This window comes from Halorussus lipolyticus (genome assembly GCF_029338375.1).
GTDB lineage: Archaea > Halobacteriota > Halobacteria > Halobacteriales > Haladaptataceae > Halorussus > Halorussus lipolyticus.
Map to the genome: position 1 here is coordinate 1331020 of NZ_CP119804.1, position 17916 is coordinate 1348935.

A 17916-nucleotide genomic window follows, 5' to 3' on the forward strand; every position below is an offset into this window, starting at 1 on the left:
GGACCCAGAAAACCCACATCGGGATTGAAACCCGAACCGGACGTTTAGCCTGCACAAGCGCGACGACGGGGTTGCAGGACCCAGAAAACCCACATCGGGATTGAAACTGCAAATTCGCGCCCACGTCGGCGACTGTTCTACGCCGTTGCAGGACCCAGAAAACCCACATCGGGATTGAAACAGATGAGCTAACGTTGAGGACACCAGAAGTTATTTTGTTGCAGGACCCAGAAAACCCACATCGGGATTGAAACGCAATGCGGCGCGAGGGAGTGGTCGGCGTGGGGGTTGCAGGACCCAGAAAACCCACATCGGGATTGAAACTTTAACACGTTTACGGTGTTAATGGCAAGAGGGCGTCGTGTTGCAGGACCCAGAAAACCCACATCGGGATTGAAACTTGTTCCCCTGCGAGACGAGCGACAGTCCACGACCCGTTGCAGGACCCAGAAAACCCACATCGGGATTGAAACGTGGCGAGCGACGGGACTACCAAAACGGACTCACCGAGTTGCAGGACCCAGAAAACCCACATCGGGATTGAAACTGACCGAAAGCGACTGAGGCAGTACCCAACGCCGACGGTTGCAGGACCCAGAAAACCCACATCGGGATTGAAACCGGACGGAGGAGTTCCGGCGAGGAAGTCATCCACCGTTGCAGGACCCAGAAAACCCACATCGGGATTGAAACAGGAGGTCGTCTAGTTCTGAGAGGTCGGTGCCGCAGTGGGGGCAGTCGCAGAACCCAGAAAACCCACATCGGGATTGAAACACCTCCTCGTCGCACGCTGGGCAGGTTGAGGTGTCGGTGTTCGCAAGACCCAGAAAACCCACCACGGGACTGCACCGAATCCGTGAAACGCGGCAGTCGATGTGAGTCCCCGCCGACTTTCGGGGCGTGTCAAAAACTGTTTATCGGCAGGCGGCCACAGTCCCGGTATGTTCACGCGGCTCTCGATACCGACGCCGTTCCAAGTCGGCCCAGTCAACGCCTACCTCGCCGGGCGGACGCTGGTCGACCCCGGACCGGGAAGCGAGGAGGCGTGGGCGGCCCTGCTCGACGGCCTCGAAGCCAGAGGGCTGGGACCGACCGACGTCGAACAAGTGCTGGTCACCCACCCCCATCCAGACCATTTCGGACTGGCGAGTCGGCTCCGAGAGGCCGGCGCGCGGGTCGTCGCCAGTCCGACCACCGCGGACATCATCGCCGACTTCGGCGCGCGACTCGACTACGAGCAGTCCTACTTCGTGGACATGTTCGAGCGCCACGGGATGGCCCGCGAGACCGCAGAGACCGTCACCGACCTCCCCGAGGTCTTCCTCAAGGTCGCGCCCGGCGTCGAGACCGACGTTCTTCTCGAGGACGGCGAGACCATCGAAGTCGCGGACACCGGCGTCACGGGTGAGGCCGTGCAGGGCCACGCTCCCGGCGAGACCGTCTTCACCTACGAGACCGACGACGAAAAGCGAGCCATCGTCGGCGACCACGTGCTGGCCGACATCACGCCCAACCCCCTCCTCCAGCCACCCCTCCCCGAGGGAAGCGCGGCCGGCGCGGGAGCCAGCGCCACGATAAACGGCGAGCGACCGCGGGTCCTCCCGGCGTTCAACCGGTCGCTGGCGAACCTCCGGGACCGGGAGTTCGACCGCTTCCTGCCGGGCCACCGCGAGGAGATTTCGAACCCCGCCGAGCGCATCGACGAGATTCTAGACGCTCACGAGGAGCGCACCCAGAACGTCAGAGAAATCGTCGCGGGTGGCCCAACCACTGCGGTCGAGGTCATGGAGGAGCTATTCTCGGACCTCCCCGCGACCGAGTACTTCTCGGGCATGAGCGAGGCCGTCGGCCACCTCGACGTGCTGGACGAGCGGGGCGAGGTCGAGTCTCGCGAGCAGGGCGGCGTGGTCGTCTGGGAGGTGGCGGCGTGAACGACCTCCAGTCGGTCGCGCTCGGCGACGAGACCGCGGATTTGGTCATCACCGGCGGTCGGGTCTGTCTGCCCGAAAAGGGCGAGTTCCAGTCGCGCGACGTGGTGGTGGTGGACGACCGAGTGGCCGCGCTCCCCGAGGACGCCCAACCCGTCATCGGCGACGAAACGCAGGTCATCACCGCGAGCAACCGGGTGGTCGCGCCGGGGTTCGTGGACGCCCACACCCACCTCGACCTCCACCAGACGTTCGAGAACGCCTATCACTACGTCGTGGAGGGCGGCACCACCACGGTCGTCTCGGAGGTAACGGGCTACGGCCCGGCGTTCGGCGCTGAGGGCGTCGAGCAGTTCCTCACCGCCACGTCGTATCTCCCGGTTCGCGTGCGCGCGGTGGTTCCTCCCCAACCCCTGCTCGACACCTTCGAACCCCAGCGCGACGAGGGCGAGGACGCCGAGGCCCTCGTCAATCTCCTCTCGGACGACCGGGTGGTCGGAGTCGGCGAGACCGACTGGATTCACGCGGTCGGCAGAGACACCCCGGCGGAGCGCCTCTACGAGCGCGCCGACGCCGAGGACAAGACCGTCTCGGGCCACGCCGCGGGATGCTCGGACGAGAAGCTCTCGGCGTTCGCCACCGTCATCGACGACGACCACGAGGCCATCTCGGGCGAAGACATCGTGGAGCGCGTCGAGAACGGTATCCACGCAATCGGACGCTACGGGTCGATTCGGGACGACATGGACGCCATCGGCGAGGCGTACCCCGAGGTCCCGACCGCCGAACTCTCGCTTTCGACCGACGGGATGTGGCCCCGCGAACTCATCTCCGATGGCTACATGGACGCGGTGGTCCGGCGGGCCATCGAGGAGGGCGTCGAACCCGCAGACGCCATCCGGATGGCGACCCTGAACCCGGCCCGCCACTTCGGACTGGCCGACGAGGGCGTCGGGTCGCTGTCGCCGGGAAGCGTCGCCGACGTGGTTCTCATCGACGACCTCGATACCGTGAACGTCACCACGGTCGTCTCGGGCGGCGAAGTCGTCTTCAACAAGGGCGAGTCGAAGGTCGCGCCCCGGACCCACGAGTACCCCGACCACTTCTACGACTCGGTGAACGTCTCGACCGACCCGGCCGAGTTCCGGGTGCCCGCCGACGTGGCAAACACCGACGGCGAGGTCCGAGCGGTCGAACAGCAGGGCGGTCTCCTCTCGAGTGAGACCATCGTCGCCCCGCCGGTCGAGGACGGCGAGTTAGTCGCCGAACCGGACGAGGACGTGCTGAAGGCGACCCTGCTCGACAGGCATCCGAAGGGTGACGGAACCGGCTTCACCGGGTTCGTGACCGGCCTCGGTCTCGACTCGGGCGCGGTGGCGACCAGTGTGGTCTGGGAGACCACGGGCGTCCTCGCGGTCGGGACGAACGACGAGGACAGGCGAACCGCCGTCTCGCACGTCAACGAGATGGGCGGCGGGTGGGCCGTCGTGGACGACGGCGAGGTAATCGCCGAACTCCCGACCCGAGTCGCGGGCGTCTGCTCGGACCTCGAAGTCGAGGAGACCGCGAAACTCTACGACGCGGTGGAGTCGGCGCTCCGGCGACTCGGTGCCGAGCCGGACCGACCCATGCTCGCGGTCCAGACGCTGACCTTCCCCGGCGTCCCGCAACTCAAATTCTCCTTCTCGGGGTACGCCGACATCTTGCATCGAGAAATCGTCGGGTTGACGCCCTGAGACTCCCGCGGTTCGTCGCTACTCTCCTTCGGCCGTCTCGGCGTCGGAACCCGAGTCGGTCTCGGCAGTCCCACCGGTCGTCTCGACTCCTCCCTCGGGATGCTCTCGGATGGTCCGAATCTGTTCGTAGGGGAAGAAGTTGCGTCCCGTCTCGCGGTCCAACCAGACGCCGGTGTCGTAGAACTCCAGTTCGTGACCCCCAACTGGTGACGTGACCTGTCGTTTACCGCCCTGTTCGCCGGACCCCTGAACGAGGTACACGGAGTAGATACTCTCGGGCATGCAACCGGAGGTTCCACGGACGACAGGAAAAGTGTGAGGGTGAGTGTCAAGGAATATTTTCGAACGGGAACCCGACCGTCTTCGACGGCAGACGAACAAAAGCAATCCAAATAAGTCTAAGAAATATATAGATGTTTCCTATGAAATCGAAATTATTTCTACAAGTGGGCATGCGTCTGCCGCGGGGCACGGACCGATACCGGTCCGAGGACGACACCGACAACGGCGAGCGCGGCGACTACCGCGACCGGATGCGCGAGAGGCGACCGCCGGCCGATTGTTCGGCCTCGGCGGCCTCGCGCGCCCGCCGGTCCTTGAGTCGGTTGTAGGCGACGCCCGCGCCGACGACCAGCGCCATAATCGCCAGCGACCGGAGTTTCGGCGCGATTGCCGGTCGGTCGGGTTGGCCCCCGTCGGTGGTCGCGGCCTCCGACTCGCTCCCGGACCCGAGCGAAAACGAGCGCTCCTCGCCGCTTCCGGGGTTCATGCTCCAACTGAACTCCGAATCGTGGAAGTGGATTTCGAGAATTCCCATGCCCCGTATCTTCGCCGAGCGGAGACTTAGCGGTTGGGGCGGTTAGGTTGATTTACGGAGTCGGAACGGGAGGAGAATGCAGTTCCTGCAAAGACCGGGTAGAAAGCCCCCGGTCGCTGGCGGTCGCTCGGCGGGATATTTCGCACGCGCAGAACTGCGCGTGCGAAATAGTAGCCCGTCCGAGACGACCACGCAAACGCCAGCGACCGGCCCCTTTCAGTCCACCCAAACGTGGATTGTTGGGCCGAGCGCACCCCGTCGAGTCCCGCGATTCGAGAACGCTTCCGTGACGTTCATTACCATGCGACTGATTCGTCGGAAGTATGGACGAACCACACCGCGATTTCCTCGAACGCCTGCTAACCACCCCGAGTCCGTCCGGATTCGAGGCCGACGTACAGCGCCACTGGGTCGAGTACGTCTCGGAGTTCGCCGACGAGGTCAGAACCGACGAGTACGGGAACGCCGTGGCGGTCGTAGAGGGAGGAGACCCCGCCGTCGCGTTCACCGGGCACGCCGACGAAATCGGGATGATGGTAAACAGCGTGGACGACGACGGCTACATCCACCCCTCGCGGGTCGGCGGCACCGACCGAACCGTCACGAAGGGTCAGCACGTCGAGATTCACACCGAGGAGGGCGTCGTCCGTGGCGTCGTCGGCCAGACCGCAATCCACCTGCGCGACACCGACGAGGACGAAATCGAGGACGTGTCCGAGCAACACATCGACATCGGCGCGGAGTCGGAGGCCGAGGCCCGCGAACTCGTGGACGTGGGCGACCCCATCACCTTCGACACGCCGGTCCGGGACCTGCAGGGCACCCGGATGGCGGCCCGCGGGATGGACAACCGGGTTGGAATCTGGGTCTCTGCGGAGGCCGCCCGGCGCGCCGCCGAGGCCGACGTTGACGCGACGATTTACGCGGTCAGCACCGTCCAAGAGGAGTTAGGCAAACAGGGCGCGAAGATGGTCGGGTTCGACCTCCCGGTGGACGCCGCCGTCGCGGTGGACGTGACCCACGCGGTCGATTCGCCCGACATCGGTAGCGAAGACGACGAACACGGCGAGGTCGAACTCGGCGGCGGGCCGGTCGTGGCACGGGGGTCCTCGAACCACCCCGAGGTCGTCCGCGCGGTCCGAGAGGCCGGAGACGCCAAGGACCTACCGGTCCAGTTGCAGGCCTCCGGGCGCTCGACCGGCACCGACGCAGACGCCTTCTACACCTCGCAGGGCGGGATTCCGTCGCTGAACCTCGGCCTGCCGAACCGCTACATGCACACCCCGGTCGAGGTCATCGACACCGACGACTTGGACGCCGCCGCGGACCTGCTGGCGGCCTTCGCCGACGAGTCGTCCGGGCGCGACGAGTTCTCGGTCGAGATTTAGGCGGTCGAAAAGCGGTTTCGCGGCCCGGCGTCGAAGGGACAGACCCAAAACGCCGCCGGGAAAATATCCTCGGGAGAGCAGTTCATGCCTGTTTACGAGGGCGTCCACGCCCATCCCGACGGCGACAGCACCGTCGCGCGCGTCGCCGCCACCGCCGCCGACTACGGTTTCGACGGCGTGGTGGTGCGCAGTCACAGCGACGCGAGCGCCGACGACTACGACCCGGACCGCATCGGCGACGAGTACGGCGTGGACGTGGTGGACGCCATCGAGATTCGGGCCGACGACCCCGACGTGGCGTCGGGCCACGTCGGCAACTACCGACCCAAACAGACGATTCTGGCGCTCCACGGCGGAACCAACGCCCTGAACCGGTTTGCGGTGGAGTCCGACCGAGTGGACGTGCTGGCCCACCCGATGCGGAATCGCGGGGATTTCAACCACGTACTGGCGAAGGCCGCGGTCGAACACGAGGTGCGCGTGGAGTTCGACCTCTCGCGCGTCCTCCGGAACGACGGCGGGCCGCGGGTGCAGGCCCTGCAAGACCTCCGGAAACTCCGGGAACTGGTCGAGAAGTACGACGCGCCTTTCGTCGTCAGCGCGAATCCGCGCTCGCACCTCCAACTGCGAGCGCCCAGAGAACTCGCGGCGGTCGGCGAGGCGATTGGGTTCTCGGAAGACCAGATTCGGGCGGGGTTGGCGGAGTGGTCGGTGCTGGCCGAGCGCAACCGCGAGCGGATGTCCGACGAGTTCATTGCACCGGGCGTCAAACGCAGACGGTATGAAGAAGAGCCTTGAGGAGCACTCCTCGCGCTTCGACGACATCGCCGGAGAGTACGACGAGAGCCAGAACAACACCGACGAGTACCGGGCATCGGTCTCGCTCGTCATCGACCACGCCGACCCCGACTCGGACGACACCGTGGCGGACCTCGGCACCGGCACGGGAGCCATCGCGCTTTCGCTGGCCGACGACGCCGGGGAAGTCGTCGGACGCGACATCAGTGAGGGGATGATGGAGCAGGCCCGCGAGAAGGCCGCCGAGCAGGGCATCGAGAACGTCGAGTTCGGCGAGGGGCGTTTCCGAGACCCGAACGTCGATTCGGCCGACGTGGTGGTCTCGAACTTCGCCATGCACCACCTTAGCGACGACGAGAAGGCCGAAGCCATCGACGCCATCGCGGAACTGGGACCGCGGAAGTTCGTGCTGGGCGACGTGATGTTCTTCGGCGAACCGAACCCCGACGAACCGTTTTACAGCCCCGAAGTTGACGACCCTTCGACGGTGGGCCACCTCGCGGACGCGCTGACCGACGCCGGATTCGCGCTGACCGCGGTCGAGCGCGTTCACGAGCAGGTCGGCGTGCTGGTGGCCGAACGCGGCGAATCCGAGTAACCCCGCAGAAGGAAATAATTTTGTTTGAAATAGAAATAGATACCATTCTTTAGAGTGGTTTTTTATTTCTCAGGGAGGTACGAGTGAATTCGTCTCGATTGGGGCGGGGATGGTCCCAGAGTCCGGTGTTCGTCGGACTCACTGGTCAGCAGTCGAACACACTCGTATTGAATTCGTCCTGCAAGATTAAATCAGTCGGCGAACCGTCGCCGACGAGGACGCTTTCGTATTCCGTGGGACCAGATACCACGAGGAGGCCACAGAAGTTGGTTCATTCCGGCCGTATCTGAAGCAGTCTCGGAACGCCGGTTGGCGGACGACCCCATCAGGTTTATCAGCATTGGCCCAGTAGTATTGTCCAGAATGAGCAAGATAGACCAAGCGAGTCCGACGATGAGTCCCGACGAGGTAGCCGACCGACGAGACGACGAGGACCTATTCGTCCTCGACGTTCGCAACGAAGACGACTACGACGAGTGGGCAATCGAGGGCAGTCACAACCTCCCCATCTACGACCAACTCCTCGACGGCGACCTCTCCGGACTGGCGGACGCGCTGGACGAGATTCCCGACGACAAGGAAATCGCGGTCGTCTGCGTCGCCGGCGTCACCTCCGACGACGCGGCCGGATTCCTGCAGGACGAGGGCTACGACGCCAAGTCCGTCGCCGACGGGATGAACGGGTGGGGCCGCGTCCACGTCCCCTACGAGGTCGAAGTCCTCGACGGCGTGGTGCAGGTCGTCCGCCCCGGCACAGGGTGCGTCTCCTACCTCGTCGGTGACGGCGACGAGGCCGTCGTCGTGGACCCGAGTCTCTACATCGAGGAGTATCTGGACCTCGCCGACGAGCGCGGCGTCGAACTCGTGGGCGCAATCGACACCCACGCCCACGCCGACCACGTGAGCGGCGGGCGAAAGCTCTCGGCGGAACTGGACGTGCCCTACTACCTCCACGAGGACGACGGCGGGGACTTGGACGACTACGAGCCGATTGCCGACGGCGACACCATCGCTGTCGGCGACCGGGAACTAGAAGTGCTTCACACCCCCGGCCACACGCCGGGGAGCGTCTCGCTCCGCGTGGACGGCGGCCTGCTGTCGGGCGACACGCTGTTCATCGACAGCGTGGGCCGACCTGACCTCGAAGGCGACACCGAGACTGACGTGCGAGAGGGAGCGTCGGAGCTTTTCGACAGCCTCGAACGCCTTGCCGACCTGCCGGACGACACCGTGGTCCTGCCGGGCCACTTCAGCGACGAGGAGATTCGCCCCCTCGCCACCACGCTCGGTGACCTCGAAGACAGCAACGACCTGTTCGGCGAGGACGACCGCGAGGCGTTCGTGGAAACCATCGTGGAGAGTCTGTCGGACGAACCGGCCAACTACAACCAAATCAAGGCCATCAACTGGGGCGAGGAGCCGCTGACCGACGACGCCGCGGACCTCGAACTCGGCCCGAACAACTGCGCGGCGAACTGAAAGAGAACAGCCTTTTAATAGTTTTATCCCATATATAGAATATTTGAATTATATACTTTATCAGAGTTAGAAAAATACATCTACACTTAAATACTTAATAGAGGGTTTTCCGAAATAGACGAAGATTACTTAGGTGGTGAGATTGTGGGAAGGCCTCCATCCTGTTCATATCTGCTGACCATTCTCTCGCCTAGTCTCTTAATGTCGGAAAAAGTATATACGGTGATTCGATTAAGATGGCTATTTAATACTCGGAGTGATTCTCTCTTTTCATCAGTTAATTCGTCCCCGATTACGATTATGCCACGAGGCTTAAGCGCGTGAATTTTATCGCGTCGTAGAATATCCCCCTCATTAGCTTCTATTTGATGGATATAATTTTCGACTTGTGCAATCGCACTTGAAAGGTCAGCGCTAGCTTTATACGTATCGTGTGAGCCATCTTCCACAAGAACTGTTTTACTAGGAGTTTTAATTTCGATTACATCATAGTATCCATCAACCGACTCAAGGCAGAAATCAACCTCCTCATCACGAGTTAGTTCTCGAAGGTCTAAATGTGTCACATATTCTTGTCCAAACAGCCAAGGGTTATCCTCTAGAAAACTTTGGTACTTCCGTTCTTTCTTTTTATCCGAAATGAGGTTCTCGAACTCCTCAAGCTTCTTTTTAGTTCGTGCATGTTTAATCGCATACTCTGCTCGAATAGCATCTTGTTCAATGGCGTTTTCCGACAAGTCAAGATCAGAAATATCCGCATCCATATCAGAAAGACTTCCGATCAGGTTTAACAAAACAGACTCTAATTCTTCATCACAGGATTTAATCGCCTCTACTGCTGATGCGGCCGCTTCAGAAGAAGGAGAGTCTTTTCTTAAAATCACATGATCTCCCCGGTCTAATCCTTCAAGCTCGTACAAATTCTCAAGAAAGTCAAGTAGTCGTGTTACCTCCTTTTTTTCGCATTTGAACTGTGTCTCATCCACTTGATTAAGATATTTAGAACTCTTTTTTCTAGCCTTCCAAAAAGAGAGTAAATATTTATCCTCATCTTTCGCCATTATCGAGAAGACGTTAAGCGATTTATACGTCTTTGGACCACTTTTTAAAGGGTAATGGGAAATATGCTTGAGATTCTTTTTCTCTTCTAAACGAACATCAATCTCATAGACTTCACCATCTCCAAAATCTTGTTCAATCTTCATAGTCAGTATTCCTAACCAAAAAGGCTATTTTTTTATATTTTTCTATTGGTAGGAGTGTCCGGAGGAATTTTAGTATATACTGAAACCCACCTTTCAAGCCATCTGCGCTCCAATCACCGCCAACTGACCGATGAAACATCTCCCCAAGCATCTCCGACCGCGGTGGCGCTACCTCGCGGTCGGCCTCGAAACGTGGCCCGACGCGGACGTAGACCGGCGGAGTTTCCAGCGGAGCATCTGGTTCTCGGCCCAGAACCTGCTGGGTGACGCCGGGAGCGCCGACGCCGACCTGAAAGTCCTCCAGTTCGAGTTCGATGAGGGCACCGGCGAGGCCATCGTCCGGGCACGCCACGGCCACGCCCAGCAGGCCCGCGCGGCGCTGGCCTGCGTGGACGAAATCGGAAACGACCCCGTAGGCCTGCGCGTCCGAGGTATAAGCGGTACGGTCCGTGCCTGTGAAGAAAAGTATTTAGGAGCAGACGGCCAAATTCGGGACGAGAGAAAAGTCGTGTTCGAGGACGCCCAACAGTCGGCCGTCGAGCGAGACGGACTCCTCGACGTGCGGACCGACGGGACGTTCACGGGCGCGACGGAACTCGATTTCGAGTGATACTATGCAGGGACAAACCCAACAGCAGGCCTACGACCGCGGGATTACCATCTTCTCCCCGGACGGACGGCTCTATCAGGTCGAGTACGCCCGCGAAGCGGTCAAGCGCGGCACGCCGTGTGTCGGCGTCCGGACGAAGGACGGCGTCGTCCTCACCGTGGACAAGCACATCCGGTCGAAGCTCATGGAGAAACAGAGCATCGAGAAGCTCCACAAGGCCGACGACCACATCGGCATCGCTTCGGCGGGCCACGTCGCCGACGCGCGCCAGCTTATCGACTTCGCTCGCAAGCAGGCGCAGGTCAACTATCTGCGCTACGGCGAACCCATCGGGCTTGAGACGCTGACCAAGGAGATTACCGACCACATCCAGCAGTACACGCAGGTCGGCGGCGCGCGACCGTTCGGCGCGGCGCTCCTCATCGGCGGCATCGCCAACGGCGAGCCGCGACTCTACGAGACGGACCCGAGCGGTACCCCCAACGAGTGGAAGGCACTCGCCATCGGTGCCGACCGCGGCGAGATTCAGGAGTACCTCGAGGACAACTACACCGAGGACCTCGACCTCGACGCCGGTATCTCGCTCTCGCTCAACGCCCTCGCGCAGGCCAAAGACGAGAAGCTCGAACCCGAGGGTGCCGCGATTGCGACCGTGGACGTCGAAACCGAGCAGTACAAGACGCTCGACACCGACGAAATCGAGTCCTACCTCAGCGAGAACGACCTCCTCGCGTCCGACGAGGAGTAACCGAACTCCTCGCCACGCGGGCGTCGAACAGACCGAAAACTCCTTTTCGTGTCCCTCGTCGGAAGGGATTCGATTGCCGATAGGACGACCGCCAGTGCGGGCTACCCGTCTAGCACGCCGACGCGCTCGGCCCGGTAGCCGAAGACGTTCTCGTAGCCGTAGGCCGACATCAACACCGGGTAGAAGGGTTCGGACGCGACTAGCTCGTCGCCGTCGGCGGCGGCGAACGCCTCGCCTTCGGTGACTCGCTCGAAGTTCTCGGCGAATATCTCGTAGTCGTCGCCCTCGGTCTTGGGCACCGGACTGCCGAGGCGGAAGACATCGACCTCGCAGAGGTCGTCGCCCGCGACCGGTTCGGCGTCGTCGGCCAGCGCGCCGGTCGCGGTCAGGAACCCGCGAATCAGTTCAACCGCGTTGTCGGCGGCCTGCTCGGAGTGTTGGAGGCCGCACTCGGCTTCCACGACGTGGGGGTACTCGATGAGTCGCCCGTCGCTCTCGGCCTCGGTCTCGACTACGACCGACACCGGGAGGTACGGGCAGACTGACCGCGCCACCTCGTCGATTGTGTCCACGAGCGCGAAGGGTTCGGCGTAGGACTGGGTGGAGTGAAGCGACAGCGTGGTGCAGTCCCTGACCTCGCGGGCCAGCGCGTCGGCGAGTCGACGCTCGTGGGTGTCGGCCTCGGGGTCGCCGGGGAAGGCCCGGTTGAGGTCCTCGTCCACGTACCGAACGTCTCGTTCCAGCGCGGCCTCGTTGGCGACGACGAATTTGACCGGGCGCTCGACCGCGGGCGACTCGGCCAGCAGTCGCTCGACGCCACGAACGCCACACGGCTCGTCCCCGTGGATGGCCGCGACCACGGCTATCTCGGGGGTCCCGTCTCCTAACTGCTCGATTCGCATCTGAAGAAAAAGCGGCAACGCTCCCTTTTGAGCGTTTCGACTCCTATCGGCCGGCGACTTCACAGAGCGACCGGACCGGGGATTCGAGCGCCCGGCCGGCCGGAGTCAGCGCCACGTAGTCGTCGTCTTGGTCGTAGTCCACGAGGCCCCCGGCGGCGAGTTTCGGGACGTGGGTGTGGTACAGCGACAGGTAGACCTCCAGCACGTCGTCGGGGTCGATGTTCGGCAGGAGTTCGTCGCGCTCCTCGATGGCCACCTCGTCGGCGAGGTCCGGAAGCGAGAGGTCGTCGTGGCGGACCAGCGTGCGCAGGGCCTCACGCCGCCGGAACTCCGACAGGAGTTCGAGGAGGGCGTCGGTCGAAACCGGCGGGTCGCCCGATTCGAGCGAGTCGATGGTCGGTGCTAGCTCCTCGAAGCGCGACTCGTCGCAAAACCGGACGAGGCCGCGGTCGAGGTCGTACTCGACCAGTCCGGCGTCGGCGAGTTTCGGCAGGTGAGTGTGATGGAGGGACGTTCGCAGGCGACGCTCGGTGGCGGCCTCGTCGTCCAACTCGTCGGCGAGCCGGCCAGCGAGGTCGTTCACGACGAGGGCGTCGTCGCTCTCGGCGAGGTGCCGGAGCAGGACCCGACACCGCCGGTTAGCCAGCGCGTCGAAAGTCGCGTCGAGCGGGGCACCGCTCTCGGAACTGTGCGGGCCGGCGTCCGCCGTCGCGTCTCGGTAAGAGTCGGTCGTAGTCATTTGTAGCCTCCTGTTGGGCGGGGGTCGCTGTGCGAGCAGTCGGGGACCGCTCTATCACATCTTCGTCGGTCTAGCTATATAAGTTGTCGATATATTTGATTACGAATCCGGAATCCGAGGCAAACTATCGAATCGACGACGAAATCGCTGGAGGCGGCCGAAATCGAACTCACTCCAACGACTCGGCGTAGGCGAAGTCCGATTTGTCGGCGACCGGGTGCGTTCCGTCGAGTGCTATCTGCCACCCGTGAAGTTCGGTCGGGTCGTCCAAGGCGCGGGTCATCGTCTCACGCACGTCCAGCACGTCCACGCCGTAGTAATCTCGGGGGACGCCGTGGAGGTACTGGAGCGCCGTGTCGAACAGAGAGCGCATCCCGCCGTCGTCCTCGAAGTCGAAGTGCTTGTACGCACCGGCCGCGACCTGCACCATTCCGTGGAGGAACTTCGATTCGGTGGTCCCGCTCCCGTAGTTGTACCACTCGTCCTCGAAGCAGTCGTGGGATTCGTGGAACTCCGCAGAGTTGAACAGGCGAATCCCGTGAGCGGTCGCCCGGCGGAGCGTGTCGTGTTCCCATCGGGCATCGGCCGGAAGCCACCCGGTCGGGGTTCCCGCCCGCGGCGGCCCGACCGACTCGTCGCGGGTGTGGTCGTCCATATCGGGTACGTCGGCCCACAGGCGGGTAACGTCGTCGGTGGCGTCCACTGTCTGGAATCGGGACGCTGACCGCCAGCGAGGAGCGCCCGAGATGCTTACTTACGAAAGGCATTTTTGTTGTACGTCCGAGTATCCGCTATGAGTTTGGTGGTCGAGTTCGCGGTCGAGTCCCCGATACTCCGGGACGCGCGGAGAGCGGTCCCCGACATGGAGTTCCAAATCGAGGACGTTCGCCAGATGCCCGACGGCGAACACGAGTACGCCTTCTGGGCCGACGGCGACGACTTCGAGGCCTTCGAGGAGGCCGTCGCGGCCGACCCGACAGCGACCGACTACACTCGCCTCGTGGACGTGGGCGACCGGCGACTCTACCGCGCGACGCTCTCGAAGTCAGCGGCCGAGTGGACCACCCGCTCGGTCGCCGCGAAACACGACGTCACCGTCTTGGACGTGACCGCCGACGACACCGAGTCGCGGGTTCAAGCGCGTGTCCCCGACAGGGCGGCGCTGGTCGCCTACCGCGACGCCTTCCGCGAGCGAGACCTCACTTTCCGCCTCCTCGGGGTGTACGACCGCGAGGACGACCCGACAGACGGAAAGCGATACGGTATCACCGCCCCGCAACGCGAGGCCCTCGTCCGGGCGCTGGAGGCCGGATACTTCGACGTGCCGCGCCGAACCACGCTGTCGAAACTGGCCGACGACCTTGGTATCTCGGAGCAAGTCCTCTCGGCGCGACTCCGGCGCGGTCAGACGAACCTCGTCCGGAACGCGCTCGAAACTGGCGGTGACGCCGACGCGAGTACGTGAACTCGGTATTCGAGGACCCGGAGGAGACGAACGAATCTGTGCCCGATTTCGGTGAACCGTCGGGGCGCGTCCGGGCAGTTCGGCGTCCGAGCGATGGGACTCTCGGGACCCAAACAGATACGCTTCCGGAGGCCGAACCGACAAGCGTGTCCGTCGCCTACGACTACCACGTCCACACGAACTACTCCGACGGCGAAATCATGCCGTCGATGGTCTCTGCCGCCGAGGAGGCCGGCCTGCGCGCGGTGGGGTTCGCCGACCACTGCAACGTCGCCACCCGCGAATCGCTCCAGCGGGCCAAGCGCGAGTTCGGTTTCAACTTGGACCGGACCTACCCCCTGCGGCGCGAGGCCATCGAGTCGATGCGCGAGGAGGCCGACGTTCGCATCTTCGACGCGGTGGAACTCGACTACGACCCCCGCGACGAGGACGACATTTCAGCCTTCCTCGACGAGGCCGATTTCGACTACGCCATCGGGAGCGTTCACCGCGTGGATGGGACAAATATCCAGAGCAGTCGGCCCTTCACCGACATGTCCGAGCGAGAGCGCCGCGCGCTGGTGGACGACTACTACCACCGACTCGTTGACCTCGTGGAATCGGAGTTGTTCGCCATCGCGGCCCACCCGGACCTCGTGGAGCGCACGCCCGAACTCCGGGGCTACACCACCCCGGACCACCACGAACTCGTCGCCGACGCCTTCCGGCACTCCCGGACGGTGCCCGAAATCAACGCCGGGCGGGTCCGCCGGGACTACGGCGAGTTCCACCCCGCGAGCGACTTCCGGGCGGCGCTCCGCGAGCGCGGCGTTCGATTCGTCGCGGGGTCGGATTCGCACGAACCGGCCGAGGTGAGGAACCGGAAAGACGAACTAGACGACCACTTCGCCGGGCGCGAGACCGAACCGGTCCGACTGTTCGACTGAATGGTTCTTCTTCGGCGGGTCGAGGACTGGGCGACCGCTTCCCGAACCCTTTTGACTGACCAGTCAGTTAGTTTCCGGTAGTGACTACCAGCGAGACTGACGAGACTACGGACGATATGATGCAGGCGACCTACTGCGCGCTCTGCGAACACGGCTACGCGGAGGTGACGATGCAGGACATCGCCGACCGGACCGACGCGAGCAAGTCGTCGCTCCACTACCACTACGACACCAAACACGACCTCTTGCTCGCTTTCCTCGACCACCTCTACGACGAGTTCGCCGACCGATTCGGGGGCGGCGAGACCGACGAGGCTGGCGAAATCGGCGAGACCGACGCAGACCCCCTCGACCGACTCGCCGGAGTCGTGGACGAGGCGCTGGACGAGGACGACGCCGAGGACCGCCGGGACTTCCGGACCGCGATGCTGGAAATCAAGGCCCAAGCGCCCTACGACGAGGAGTTTCGGGAGCGCCTCGCCGAGTTCGACCGCCACGTTCAGGAGTCCATTCGAGGCATCGTTTCTGACGGCGTGGAGTCCGGTATCTTCCGGGACGACGCCGACCCCGAGGAGGTCGCGGAGTTCTTCGCCACGGTGTTCGACGGCGCTCACACTCGCGCCATCTCGACCGACGAACCCCTCTCGGGAGCGCGGCGCTCGCTGGCGGAGTTCGTCGAGCGCGACCTGCTGGCCGACGGCGTAGACCGGGAGGTCGACTTCGAATGAGCGTCCGAGAGCGCGTCGGCAGTCTGTTCAAAGACCAGTCGGAGTTGGACCTGACCGAGGGCGCGGTCGGATGGCCGCTGTTCTTCCTCTCGTTCCCCATCGTCATCACCAACCTGCTCCAGACCGCCTACAACCTCGCCGACACCTTCTGGCTCGGCCAGTACTCCACGAAGGCGCTGGCCGCGATTAGCTTCGCCTTCCCGATGGTGTTCCTCCTCATCTCGCTCGGGATGGGCCTGTCGGTCGCCGGGTCGATTCTGGTTGCTCAACACACCGGGGCCGAGGAGCCAGAGAAAGCCGAGTACGCGGCGTCACAGACGGTCACCTTCTCCCTCATCGCGTCGGTCGTGCTGGGGGCTATCGGGTACGTCTTCGTCGGCGACTTCCTGCAGTTCCTCGGGGCGTCGCCCGACGTGCTGTGGCGCGCAGAGGCCTACATGCAGGTCATCTCGCTCGGCATCGCGTTCATGTTCGGCTTCTTCGTCTTCGTCTCGCTGATGCGAGGCTACGGCGACACCGTGACGCCGATGCTGGTGATGTTCGGCACCGTGGTCGTGAACGTCGTCATCGACCCTTTCCTCATCTTCGGGTGGGGACCGTTCCCCACGCTCGGCATCGAGGGCGCGGCCGTCGCCACCATCTTCTCTCGGGCGCTGGCGATGGTAGTCGGCCTCGGCATCATGTTCCGGGGCAACCGAGGCGTCCAGATTCACCTCTCGCAGATGCGCCCGGACCTCGACTTCTTCAAGAAGCTTCTCAAAATCGGGATTCCGGCCTCCATCGAGGGCACCGGCCGGGCGCTGTCGGTCAACCTCCTGCTGTACGTGGTCGGCCTATTCCCGACCACCGTGGTCGCGGCGTTCGGCATCGGCACGCGAGTCTTCTCGGTCATCTTCCTGCCCGCCATCGCCGTCGCTCGCGGCGTCGAAACCATGTCGGGCCAGAACATCGGCGCGGGCAAACCGGACCGCGCGGCCCAAGCCAACGACTTCGCCGCGAAGGTGATGTTCGGCGTCCTCGCGGTCATGGGCGTCGTCATCTTCGTCGGCGCGGGACCCGTCGTCGCGGTGTTCACCGACGACCCCGAAGTGGTCGAAATCGGCGCGAACTTCCTCCGGTGGGTCGCGCCCTCCTTCGGGTTCATCGGCGTGATGCGGGCCTACACCGGCGGGTTCCGCGGCGCAGGCAAGACGATGGTCGCCGCGGCCATCTCCATCTTCATGCTCGGCATCGTCCGCCTGCCGCTGGCGTGGTACAACACCCAGTTCGCGGGCATGGACCAGACCGGCATCTGGGTGGCCTTCCTCGTCTCGAACGTCGTCGGCGCTATCGTTGCCCTGCTGTGGTTCAAGCGCGGGACGTGGCGCGAGGCCGACGTGCGAGACGACGAGGCGGCGGGCGTCCCCTCCGACGACTAATCCTGCGACCGGTCGCCTTCGACCGGGTGTGGACTTTCCGAAAGGAGTTCTAGCGCTCGGCCGAAGGCCTCCTCGCTCGTTTCGAACTCGCCTTCGTGGTTCCACTCGTCGTCCGGCGTGGCGGTGTACACGTCGAAGTTCCCGCCGCGGTACTCGTGGCTCTCGACGTAGAGTTCGCGCTCGACACTCCCGTCGTCGTCCACGAGGAGCCAGATGCCGATTTCTTTGCCGCCTTCGAGGTCACGGCGTCGTTCCCAGTTCATACGGCGTGTTCACGGTGCGCACGGAGTTAGGTCTTGACCGGCAGTTAAGAAACAATCACACATATTAAAGGCATCTCTACAATCTCTTAACACCACTAATCATTGCTGGAAGACCGAAACGCAGTCGCTATCGAATTAGCGTCACCGCAGAAGTTTGCGAGGGCCCGC

At 63.2% G+C, this 17916-nt stretch carries 19 protein-coding genes and 1 CRISPR repeat array (1 of these 20 only partly in view); of the genes, 12 read left to right on the plus strand and 7 right to left on the minus strand.

The features are described 5' to 3' along the window. A CRISPR array of direct repeats spans positions 1–774; the repeat unit is 37 nt; unit sequence GTTGCAGGACCCAGAAAACCCACATCGGGATTGAAAC (it extends 76 nt beyond the left edge of the window). 167 nt (positions 775–941) lie between these two features. Together P2T57_RS06700 and P2T57_RS06705 are read left to right on the plus strand one after the other, a co-directional pair. Beyond that, positions 942–1931, plus strand: a complete 990-nt coding sequence (locus tag P2T57_RS06700) for an MBL fold metallo-hydrolase (RefSeq protein WP_276301712.1) — start codon at positions 942–944, stop codon at positions 1929–1931. Further along, a complete protein-coding gene (locus P2T57_RS06705; protein WP_276301713.1) occupies positions 1928–3664 on the plus strand; it encodes an adenine deaminase C-terminal domain-containing protein in 1737 nt (578 codons plus the stop codon). The genes P2T57_RS06700 and P2T57_RS06705 overlap by 4 nt, the downstream gene beginning before the upstream one ends. Before the next feature lie 18 nt (positions 3665–3682). Here P2T57_RS06705 and P2T57_RS06710 read toward each other — a convergent pair whose 3' ends face one another. Both P2T57_RS06710 and P2T57_RS06715 read right to left on the minus strand, forming a co-directional pair. Then, the gene (locus P2T57_RS06710) at positions 3683–3946 is read right to left on the minus strand and encodes a hypothetical protein (RefSeq protein WP_276301714.1); all 264 of its coding nucleotides are present in this window, start codon (positions 3944–3946) and stop codon (positions 3683–3685) included. A gap of 238 nt (positions 3947–4184) precedes the next feature. Then, the gene (locus P2T57_RS06715; protein ID WP_276301715.1) at positions 4185–4481 is read right to left on the minus strand and encodes a hypothetical protein; all 297 of its coding nucleotides are present in this window, start codon (positions 4479–4481) and stop codon (positions 4185–4187) included. A 323-nt stretch (positions 4482–4804) separates the two neighbouring features. Here P2T57_RS06715 and P2T57_RS06720 point away from each other — a divergent pair, with 323 nt between their 5' ends. The 4 genes from P2T57_RS06720 to P2T57_RS06735 all read left to right on the plus strand — a co-directional run bounded on the left by P2T57_RS06720 (position 4805) and on the right by P2T57_RS06735 (position 8744). Next, a complete protein-coding gene (locus P2T57_RS06720; protein WP_276301716.1) occupies positions 4805–5869 on the plus strand; it encodes a M20/M25/M40 family metallo-hydrolase in 1065 nt (354 codons plus the stop codon). Positions 5870–5953: 84 nt separating this feature from the next. Next, complete coding sequence (locus P2T57_RS06725) at positions 5954–6667, plus strand: RNase P subunit p30 family protein (protein WP_276301717.1); 714 nt, start codon at positions 5954–5956, stop codon at positions 6665–6667. Beyond that, positions 6651–7265, plus strand: a complete 615-nt coding sequence (locus P2T57_RS06730; RefSeq protein ID WP_276301718.1) for a class I SAM-dependent methyltransferase — start codon at positions 6651–6653, stop codon at positions 7263–7265. The genes P2T57_RS06725 and P2T57_RS06730 overlap by 17 nt, the downstream gene beginning before the upstream one ends. A 363-nt stretch (positions 7266–7628) precedes the next feature. After that, the gene (locus P2T57_RS06735) at positions 7629–8744 is read left to right on the plus strand and encodes an MBL fold metallo-hydrolase (RefSeq protein WP_276301719.1); all 1116 of its coding nucleotides are present in this window, start codon (positions 7629–7631) and stop codon (positions 8742–8744) included. 125 nt (positions 8745–8869) lie between these two features. Here P2T57_RS06735 and P2T57_RS06740 read toward each other — a convergent pair whose 3' ends face one another. Then, the gene (locus P2T57_RS06740; RefSeq protein WP_276301720.1) at positions 8870–9949 is read right to left on the minus strand and encodes a Shedu immune nuclease family protein; all 1080 of its coding nucleotides are present in this window, start codon (positions 9947–9949) and stop codon (positions 8870–8872) included. Between the two features lie 130 nt (positions 9950–10079). Here P2T57_RS06740 and P2T57_RS06745 point away from each other — a divergent pair, with 130 nt between their 5' ends. Together P2T57_RS06745 and psmA are read left to right on the plus strand one after the other, a co-directional pair. Continuing rightward, positions 10080–10559, plus strand: a complete 480-nt coding sequence (locus P2T57_RS06745) for an Rpp14/Pop5 family protein (RefSeq protein ID WP_276301721.1) — start codon at positions 10080–10082, stop codon at positions 10557–10559. 4 nt (positions 10560–10563) lie between these two features. Beyond that, the gene (psmA, locus tag P2T57_RS06750; RefSeq protein ID WP_276301722.1) at positions 10564–11307 is read left to right on the plus strand and encodes an archaeal proteasome endopeptidase complex subunit alpha; all 744 of its coding nucleotides are present in this window, start codon (positions 10564–10566) and stop codon (positions 11305–11307) included. 101 nt (positions 11308–11408) lie between these two features. Here psmA and P2T57_RS06755 read toward each other — a convergent pair whose 3' ends face one another. The 3 genes from P2T57_RS06755 to P2T57_RS06765 form a co-directional block, all read right to left on the minus strand. After that, positions 11409–12209: a M14 family metallopeptidase gene (locus P2T57_RS06755; RefSeq protein WP_276301723.1), complete on the minus strand. Its 801-nt coding sequence runs from the start codon at positions 12207–12209 to the stop codon at positions 11409–11411. A gap of 43 nt (positions 12210–12252) precedes the next feature. Next, positions 12253–12948: a DUF7344 domain-containing protein gene (locus P2T57_RS06760; RefSeq protein ID WP_276301724.1), complete on the minus strand. Its 696-nt coding sequence runs from the start codon at positions 12946–12948 to the stop codon at positions 12253–12255. Positions 12949–13117: 169 nt separating this feature from the next. Next, positions 13118–13603, minus strand: a complete 486-nt coding sequence (locus P2T57_RS06765) for a DUF309 domain-containing protein (protein ID WP_276301725.1) — start codon at positions 13601–13603, stop codon at positions 13118–13120. A 138-nt stretch (positions 13604–13741) separates the two neighbouring features. On the opposite strand from P2T57_RS06765, the gene P2T57_RS06770 reads away from it, so the two are divergent. From P2T57_RS06770 to P2T57_RS06785, 4 genes are all read left to right on the plus strand, one after another. Next, positions 13742–14413, plus strand: a complete 672-nt coding sequence (locus tag P2T57_RS06770; protein WP_276301726.1) for a helix-turn-helix domain-containing protein — start codon at positions 13742–13744, stop codon at positions 14411–14413. A 146-nt stretch (positions 14414–14559) separates the two neighbouring features. After that, complete coding sequence (locus P2T57_RS06775; RefSeq protein WP_420028534.1) at positions 14560–15339, plus strand: PHP domain-containing protein; 780 nt, start codon at positions 14560–14562, stop codon at positions 15337–15339. A gap of 80 nt (positions 15340–15419) precedes the next feature. Next, positions 15420–16067, plus strand: a complete 648-nt coding sequence (locus tag P2T57_RS06780; RefSeq protein ID WP_276301728.1) for a TetR/AcrR family transcriptional regulator — start codon at positions 15420–15422, stop codon at positions 16065–16067. After that, entirely contained in the window at positions 16064–17485 is a 1422-nt protein-coding gene (locus tag P2T57_RS06785; protein ID WP_276301729.1) for an MATE family efflux transporter, read from the plus strand. Before P2T57_RS06780 ends, P2T57_RS06785 begins: the two co-directional genes overlap by 4 nt. Here P2T57_RS06785 and P2T57_RS06790 read toward each other — a convergent pair. Next, positions 17482–17748, minus strand: coding sequence for a hypothetical protein (locus tag P2T57_RS06790; protein ID WP_276301730.1), 267 nt, complete (start codon positions 17746–17748; stop codon positions 17482–17484). The genes P2T57_RS06785 and P2T57_RS06790 overlap by 4 nt on opposite strands. Positions 17749–17916: the final 168 nt, after the last annotated feature.

Excerpts from the sequence above, each read along its gene's own strand:
- P2T57_RS06700 (WP_276301712.1), top strand. The coding sequence starts at position 942 with ATGTTCACGCGGCTCTCGATACCGACGCCGTTCCAAGTCGGCCCAGTC.
- P2T57_RS06710 (WP_276301714.1), bottom strand. The coding sequence starts at position 3,946 with ATGCCCGAGAGTATCTACTCCGTGTACCTCGTTCAGGGGTCCGGCGAA.
- P2T57_RS06715 (WP_276301715.1), bottom strand. The coding sequence starts at position 4,481 with ATGGGAATTCTCGAAATCCACTTCCACGATTCGGAGTTCAGTTGGAGC.
- P2T57_RS06720 (WP_276301716.1), top strand. The coding sequence starts at position 4,805 with ATGGACGAACCACACCGCGATTTCCTCGAACGCCTGCTAACCACCCCG.
- P2T57_RS06725 (WP_276301717.1), top strand. The coding sequence starts at position 5,954 with ATGCCTGTTTACGAGGGCGTCCACGCCCATCCCGACGGCGACAGCACC.
- P2T57_RS06730 (WP_276301718.1), top strand. The coding sequence starts at position 6,651 with ATGAAGAAGAGCCTTGAGGAGCACTCCTCGCGCTTCGACGACATCGCC.
- P2T57_RS06735 (WP_276301719.1), top strand. The coding sequence starts at position 7,629 with ATGAGCAAGATAGACCAAGCGAGTCCGACGATGAGTCCCGACGAGGTA.
- P2T57_RS06740 (WP_276301720.1), bottom strand. The coding sequence starts at position 9,949 with ATGAAGATTGAACAAGATTTTGGAGATGGTGAAGTCTATGAGATTGAT.
- P2T57_RS06745 (WP_276301721.1), top strand. The coding sequence starts at position 10,080 with ATGAAACATCTCCCCAAGCATCTCCGACCGCGGTGGCGCTACCTCGCG.
- psmA (WP_276301722.1), top strand. The coding sequence starts at position 10,564 with ATGCAGGGACAAACCCAACAGCAGGCCTACGACCGCGGGATTACCATC.
- P2T57_RS06755 (WP_276301723.1), bottom strand. The coding sequence starts at position 12,209 with ATGCGAATCGAGCAGTTAGGAGACGGGACCCCCGAGATAGCCGTGGTC.
- P2T57_RS06760 (WP_276301724.1), bottom strand. The coding sequence starts at position 12,948 with ATGACTACGACCGACTCTTACCGAGACGCGACGGCGGACGCCGGCCCG.
- P2T57_RS06765 (WP_276301725.1), bottom strand. The coding sequence starts at position 13,603 with ATGGACGACCACACCCGCGACGAGTCGGTCGGGCCGCCGCGGGCGGGA.
- P2T57_RS06770 (WP_276301726.1), top strand. The coding sequence starts at position 13,742 with ATGAGTTTGGTGGTCGAGTTCGCGGTCGAGTCCCCGATACTCCGGGAC.
- P2T57_RS06785 (WP_276301729.1), top strand. The coding sequence starts at position 16,064 with ATGAGCGTCCGAGAGCGCGTCGGCAGTCTGTTCAAAGACCAGTCGGAG.
- P2T57_RS06790 (WP_276301730.1), bottom strand. The coding sequence starts at position 17,748 with ATGAACTGGGAACGACGCCGTGACCTCGAAGGCGGCAAAGAAATCGGC.